General features: G+C 67.8%; 7 protein-coding genes and 1 pseudogene. 2 read left to right on the forward strand and 6 right to left on the reverse strand.

Annotated elements, in window-relative coordinates; translation table 11 throughout:
• Positions 1 to 88: 88 nt before the first annotated feature.
• Positions 89 to 1,051, reverse strand: coding sequence for a WYL domain-containing protein (locus H8R17_RS37295; RefSeq protein WP_316959644.1), 963 nt, complete (start codon positions 1,049 to 1,051; stop codon positions 89 to 91).
• Between the two features lie 63 nt (positions 1,052 to 1,114).
• Between H8R17_RS37295 and H8R17_RS37300 the strand changes: the two genes are divergently transcribed.
• Together H8R17_RS37300 and H8R17_RS37305 are read left to right on the forward strand one after the other, a co-directional pair.
• Positions 1,115 to 1,501: a VOC family protein gene (locus tag H8R17_RS37300; protein WP_187827644.1), complete on the forward strand. Its 387-nt coding sequence runs from the start codon at positions 1,115 to 1,117 to the stop codon at positions 1,499 to 1,501.
• 2 nt (positions 1,502 to 1,503) lie between these two features.
• A complete protein-coding gene (locus tag H8R17_RS37305; RefSeq protein ID WP_187827645.1) occupies positions 1,504 to 1,827 on the forward strand; it encodes a putative quinol monooxygenase in 324 nt (107 codons plus the stop codon).
• Positions 1,828 to 2,142: 315 nt separating this feature from the next.
• Here H8R17_RS37305 and H8R17_RS37310 read toward each other — a convergent pair whose 3' ends face one another.
• From H8R17_RS37310 to H8R17_RS47835, 5 genes and pseudogenes are all read right to left on the reverse strand, one after another.
• Positions 2,143 to 2,580: a VOC family protein gene (locus H8R17_RS37310; protein WP_187827646.1), complete on the reverse strand. Its 438-nt coding sequence runs from the start codon at positions 2,578 to 2,580 to the stop codon at positions 2,143 to 2,145.
• Positions 2,581 to 2,612: 32 nt separating this feature from the next.
• Entirely contained in the window at positions 2,613 to 3,056 is a 444-nt protein-coding gene (locus tag H8R17_RS37315; protein WP_187827647.1) for a helix-turn-helix domain-containing protein, read from the reverse strand.
• 144 nt (positions 3,057 to 3,200) lie between these two features.
• Positions 3,201 to 4,760, reverse strand: a complete 1,560-nt coding sequence (locus H8R17_RS37320; protein WP_262505817.1) for an ISL3 family transposase — start codon at positions 4,758 to 4,760, stop codon at positions 3,201 to 3,203.
• A gap of 255 nt (positions 4,761 to 5,015) precedes the next feature.
• Positions 5,016 to 5,588 (reverse strand): DUF6262 family protein, encoded by a 573-nt coding sequence (locus H8R17_RS47830; protein WP_187827649.1) that lies wholly within the window; start codon positions 5,586 to 5,588, stop codon positions 5,016 to 5,018.
• Positions 5,585 to 6,000, reverse strand: a pseudogene (locus tag H8R17_RS47835) (site-specific integrase); the annotation flags it as partial. The pseudogene H8R17_RS47835 and the gene H8R17_RS47830, both read right to left, overlap by 4 nt.

Here is a 6,000-nt window from a genome sequence, read left to right on the forward strand (position 1 = left end):
GTCGACCTCTGAGGGAAATCGGGCGCCGACGGGCCGGTGGTGCAGCTCACTTACCGGCTTCGTCGGCGTCCCCGGGAGCAACACGCTTCTATTGGAGCTGAGTGTGCACGTTGTCCTCGAACAGTTCTCGGGCACGGCGCAACAGTGCTTCCCGCACATCGTCCGGCGACAGGACCCGGAGCGGTGTACCCAGACTGAGGAGGTACTTGGCGAGCCCGTCCGCGTCGGGGCCGCCGATGTCGACGATCGTGGCGTTGGGGCCTTCAGCACGGTGGGTGCCTACCGTCGGTGGGATCTTCCGCAGTGCCTGGTCCATGGGCAGCGGGAGGCGGATCGTCACGTAGAGCGGGTAGGCGCCGCTCGCGATGGAGTGGGAGACGAGCAGCGCCGGGTCGGGCGAATCGACGAGTTCCACCGCATGTCCGGTCGACTGTATCTGCACAACCCTGTCGGCCCGGAACGTCCGCCACTCGCTCCGCGTCACGTCCCGGGCGACGAAGTACCAGCGGCGTCCCGTGTGCACCAGGCGGTACGGATCGACGTCCCGGACCGTGGCCTTCCCTTCCCGGTCGCGGTATGACATACGGGCGCGTTCCCCATGGCGGCAGGTGGTGGCCAGTTCCAGCAGCATGCCGGGCGCGATCTGCGGCTCGTCGGGCCGGAAGGTGTGCACGAATGCCGCATCCATCTCGCCCAGGCGGCCCGCGATCTTCGGCGGGAGGACTTGCCGCAGTTTCAGCAGCGCCGACAGCGCGGCCTGGTCGCTGCCGAGGACGCCGCTGAGCGCGGCCTCCCGCAGCCCGACAGCCACGGCGAGTGCTTCTTCGTCGTCGAGGATGAGTGGCGGTATCCGGGTGCCGCCGAGGCGGTAGCCGCCCCATGGCCCGGGGTCGGATTCGATTCCGTAGCCGAGTTCCCGGAGCCTGGCGACGTCCCGCCGCACCGTGCGCTCGGTGACCGCCATCCGCTCGGCGAGCTCGCCGCAGGTCCACGACGGGCGTGCGGACAGCAGTGAGACCAGTCGCAGCAGGCGGGCGGATGTGCTGATCACATCGTGAAGTGTCTCGCATGACCAGGACTGAATCTGTCCTGGTCTCGTCATAGCGTCTTTCCCATGAGCACTGGAAACACATCCGCGCCCGCGATCCGCTATGCGGTCGTCACGTTCGACTGCCCGGACCCCGCCGAACTGGCCCGCTTCTATGGCGACGCCCTCGGCCTGCCCGTCGCCTACTCCACTGACGACTTCGTCCTGCTCGGCCAGGAGGGCTCAGCTGGACTGGGGTTCAACAGACTGGCCGACTACCGGCGTCCCACCTGGCCGGACCCCTCCCAGGAGAAACAGGCCCACATCGAACTGGGCGTCGACGACCTGGACTCCGCGCAGGCTCACCTACTGGCCCTGGGCGCTGTCGAGCTCCAGACCCAGCCCCAGCCCGATCGGTGGAGGGTCCTGCTGGATCCCGCCGGCCACCCATTCTGCATCACCACTCTGGTCTGAACATGATCGGCCGATTGATGACCATGACCGCGCACCCGGGTAGGGGTGGCGAACTCGCCGCAGCCCTGCTGAGGGTCGCGGAGAGGCTGCGCGGATTCCCTGGCTCCGAGATCTACCTGATCAGCCAGGACGCAGCAGACCCGGACACGGTGCACGTCACCGAGGTCTGGCAGGACGACGCCAGCGCGCAGGCCGCCCTCGCTGCTCCGCCGCCCGCTGACGGTCCCGACCCCGCAGACGTCCTCGCCCTGCTGTCGTCCCCACCGCACCGCACAGACCTCACCGTCCTGGGCGGGGTGGGCCTCCCTGCCGACGGCCGGTTCTGACGAACGAGCCTCGGCAGGAATCCCGATCGGAGGCCGTTCCTGCGGTCGGGGCGCTACGAGGTCGGCATCGAGATGGCGTCGTCACTTCAGCGACATCGGTTGTCTGGCGCCACCTGAAGGGCAGGCTGTCGGCGGTCATGCAATTCCCAGCATCTGCGTGATCAGCGTCACGTAATTCCCCACCTGGGCTGGGGCCGTGACGGATGAACCGCCTCGGGATCGGTGGAGCCTCCATCAGCCCCGGAGCGGTTCAGACCGCGGGTGCAGGCGACCTCAATGGTCACTCAGAAAGGAAGCACTCCCTGCGGATTCGGGTCAGTGCCGCTCCGGATCGAACTCCAGCACTTGCGTGAGCCGGATGTTGTTGCCCGACGGGTCCCGGAACGACGTGTCGATCCCGTACGGCTGTACCGTCGGCGGATCGTTGAACTCGACACCACGGGCGGACAGCTCGTCATACGCGGCCTTGCAATCGTCGGTCTCCAGGAACAGTGTGCCGCCCGCGCCCTTGGCCACCAGGTCCGACAGCTGGGCACTGGCGGCCTCGTCCAGCATTGGCTGCCCGGGTACCGGCATCAGCACGAGCGCCGGACCGTCCCCGCCAGGCGGGGCGACGCACAGCCACCTGAAGCTCCAGGCCTCCATCGTCACGTCGGCCCGGACCTCCCACCCGAGTTTGTTCGTGTAGAAGTCGAGTGCCGCGTCCTGGTCGTGCACCCAGAACTGCGCATTGGCGATCTTGATCGTCGTCATGGTGACTCCTTGGTCATTGCCTAGAACCGACGCTAGGCAGCCGGCGCCCCTGTGTCTTCTCGAAACGTGCGGTTCCGCGGCCGTCCGTAAGCCATCGCCACACAGCGAGGGACGCGCACATGCCGCGCGGCGGCCGGATGCGCCGCCCGGTACGCCTGCGGGGTCATCCCGTACATCCTGCGGAAACTCGTCGTGAACGAACCGATGCTCCGCAGACCGACGGCGACACCGATCGCGGCCACCGTCCAGTCGGTCGCCAGCAGCAGGGCGGCGGCCCGCTCCAGGCGGCGCGTCAACAGGTACTGGTGCGGCGACTCGCCGAACGCGGCCTTGAAGCAGCGGCTGAAGTGGGCCGGAGACAGCGCGGCGGCCGCGGCCAGGTCGGCCACCGTGAGTGCCTCGCAGTAGCGGGCGTCCGCGAGATCCCTGGCGCGGAGCAGATGACGAGCGATCGGAACATGGGCCACGGGACCCATTGTGCGGTCACCGGAACCCGCCGCTCCTGACGCGCGGTCACCGTCCCCATGTCCACGACGAGCGCGACGCCGGTGTCCCTCTGGTCCATTACGTGACGTTCGGGGCGGGGAATTGCGGGCTCTGGCGACGATCACGTGACGTGGTCAAGGTGTCAGCAGTATTCGTAGTCTGAGAAGGTCGAAGTTCGCTCGCCCGTAGCACTGGCGTTTGAGGGCCTTGATGCGTGTCACGGCGCCCTCGACTACACCTGAGTTGTGTTCCAGGGTCAGTCCGTTGATGACGGCGTCCAGGTCTCGGCGCAAGCCGGTGGCGAGCGTCTGCAGTGCCGGAAGGTCGTCGGCGTCCACGGTGTCCAGCCAGGCCAGAAGATCGGCGCCACGTCGCTGCGTCATGATGGCGGCGAACGTGCGGATGTGGTTGTGCAGGCGTTCGAGATGCTCGCAGCTGGATACTGCGGTTATCAGCCCGAGCGCGTCGTCCTCGTCGAGGTGGTCGGGGTGGGTGAGCATCCAGCGGCTGACCTGGCGTGGTTTGGGGATCGCCGGGGTGGTCGGCGCGGACTTTCCGGGGCCGCGTTTGCGTCCGTCGCCGTGCGGACGCAGCGGCCGTAGGTAGCGGCGGACGATCTGGACGCTGCCGGTGAAGCCCAGGAGGCGGAGTTCGGCGGTGATGTCCTGGGCGTTGGTGACTCCGGCGTTCCAGCACTGGTTGACCACGTCACGCCACGGGTCCAGTCGACTCACCCGGTGCTCGGCCTTGGCCAGCAGTTCCTCGGCGGTGGCGGCGTCGGCGAAGCGGCGCACGGTCTGGATGTCGAGGTTCAACTCGCGGCTGACCGCAGCCCTGGACAAACCGCGGGCCAGGCATTCCTGTACGTCGGCGTGGCGTTGACGGGTCCGGGCGGCCAGCGGGTAGTCACGGCTCGGCGGACTGGTGATCTGCAGTGGGGCTGTGTGCTCCTCGGATTGGACCTCAGCCTCGGCGCGAACTGCCTGACGTAGGCAACCGTGGTGTGCCACGACCGTCTTCTGCGCCGCTTCGCAGAGGTTCTTCCATAGGTGAAAGCGATCCGCGACCTGCAGAGCGTCCGGCGCGCCGGCCCGGACGCCCTCGGCGTAGGCGCCGCCACGGTCGCGGCACACGATCTTGACACCGGGATGTCTGGTCAGCCAATCGGCCAGCGTCTGAGCCTCGCGGTCCGGCAGCACGTCGATCGGCCGGTGCGTCTCCATGTCGATCAGGATGGTGTTGTAGGAGTGACGGCGCCGGATCGCGAAGTCGTCGACGCCGAGCACGGTCACCGCCGGGACCTGGGGCGCAGGCTGTTTACGGATCAGTTTGATGAGCAGATCACGGCCGCAGGGCATGCCCAGTTGAGTGGCGAGCCGGGATCCGGCACGGCCGGCCAGCGCCAGCGCGATCGACACCAGCGCCTTGGTCAGGGTCGGCGTCCGCCGGGCGAACGGCATGGTAAGGCCCGGGACTTGCTCACTGAACGTCGTCTGGGAGCACGCATCGTTGACGCATTTGAAGCGGCGCACCGTCACCACGATCTTCGCCCCACGTCCGGCAACCGGCGAGTCCGCCAGCGAACGGCGGTAGCGACCGTGGACTCGCGAGGACCCCGATCCGCAGCCGGAACACGCCGCGACCGACACGGAAGACCGCACGGACAACGTCACTGATACCCCGTCGGACTCCATCCGGTCGACGACAACAGCGTTCAGATGCGGAAACAGGTCCTCAACACACCGCGATAAGCACGCCGGTCATCCTCTCCGATCACACAGGACCCTGCGTGCCACGACGCATCGACCTGGGCACGTCACGTGATCGTCGCCAGAGCCGAATTGCGTGACCGCCGACACAGGCCAGTGCACGCCTCTGACCACTCTGAGCAGGGCGGCTTCGACAGGTGGTGTACAAACTCCTGACCGTCGCCGCCCGGCATCGCGCTGTCACTCGCTGGGGCGGTTCTGATCGCGCATCATGTTCCGCAGGGCCTGCCGGGCAGAGATCAGGTCGTCCTGGGTCTCGGTGAGCGCGGACTGCAGGCCGTCCCGGTCCGCTTCGGCGCGGACCAACTTGCCGACGAGCTCTTGGTTGGCCGCGGTGAGTTCGTTGATGCGGGAGACCAGTTCAGCATGGCCAGCTTGTCCCACTTGCTGCCCAAGGCCACGCTGAACGGCGGCCTTGAGCCGGTCCCGCTCCTCCCTCAGGGCCCGGAGCTCGGCGCGAGCCAGTTCCAGGTCGGTCGCTATACTCGCCGAGCTGGCGGCCGTACCGGTCTTCTGCTCCCGGCTCTTGCCTCGGGCTTGGCTCTTGCGCGCGGCGTCGATGTGCTCGCGCACGCCCTCGGCGTAGACGAGCCAATTCGACACCTGGGCGGCCTTGGCGACGCCGAGGAACGTGACCGGCTCGCCCTTGGCCTTCATCTCGTCCACCACCGCGAGGACTTTCGTCCGTTTGGCCAGGCTGTCCTTCTTCCTGGCCTCGCGGAGCACGTCGGCGGGGGTGCGCTTGGCGGTCACGTTCCGGCCTCGTCGGCAGGGCGGACGACGGGCATGGGCAGGGCGACCGGCCCGGACGCGGCGGAGCCGGCGCGCAGGCGCCGCAAGATCTTGCTGGCCTCTTCGACCTCGTGGCGTTCCTCGTCGGGCATGGACTCCATCTTCGCCTTCATCTTCTTGATCACGTTCAGGTAGTCCGCGATCTCGCCTTCCATGCCCTTGATCGTGTAGTCGGCCGCGCCCATCGCGCGGGCCAGTTCCAGGTTGGCCTTCAGGCTGCGGACCTGGTCCTCGATGGCGGGCAGGTGTGAGGGGTCGGGGCGATACGAGCCGCAACCGGCGCATTGGAAGCGGATCGGGCAGGCATTGCCTCCGGCCTTCACGTTGGACGGCTCGACGCAGTTGCCCCAGGGCACGGCGACCGACCGCACCT

The organism is Streptomyces sp. TRM68367, from assembly GCF_014495685.1.
Taxonomy (GTDB): domain Bacteria; phylum Actinomycetota; class Actinomycetes; order Streptomycetales; family Streptomycetaceae; genus Streptomyces.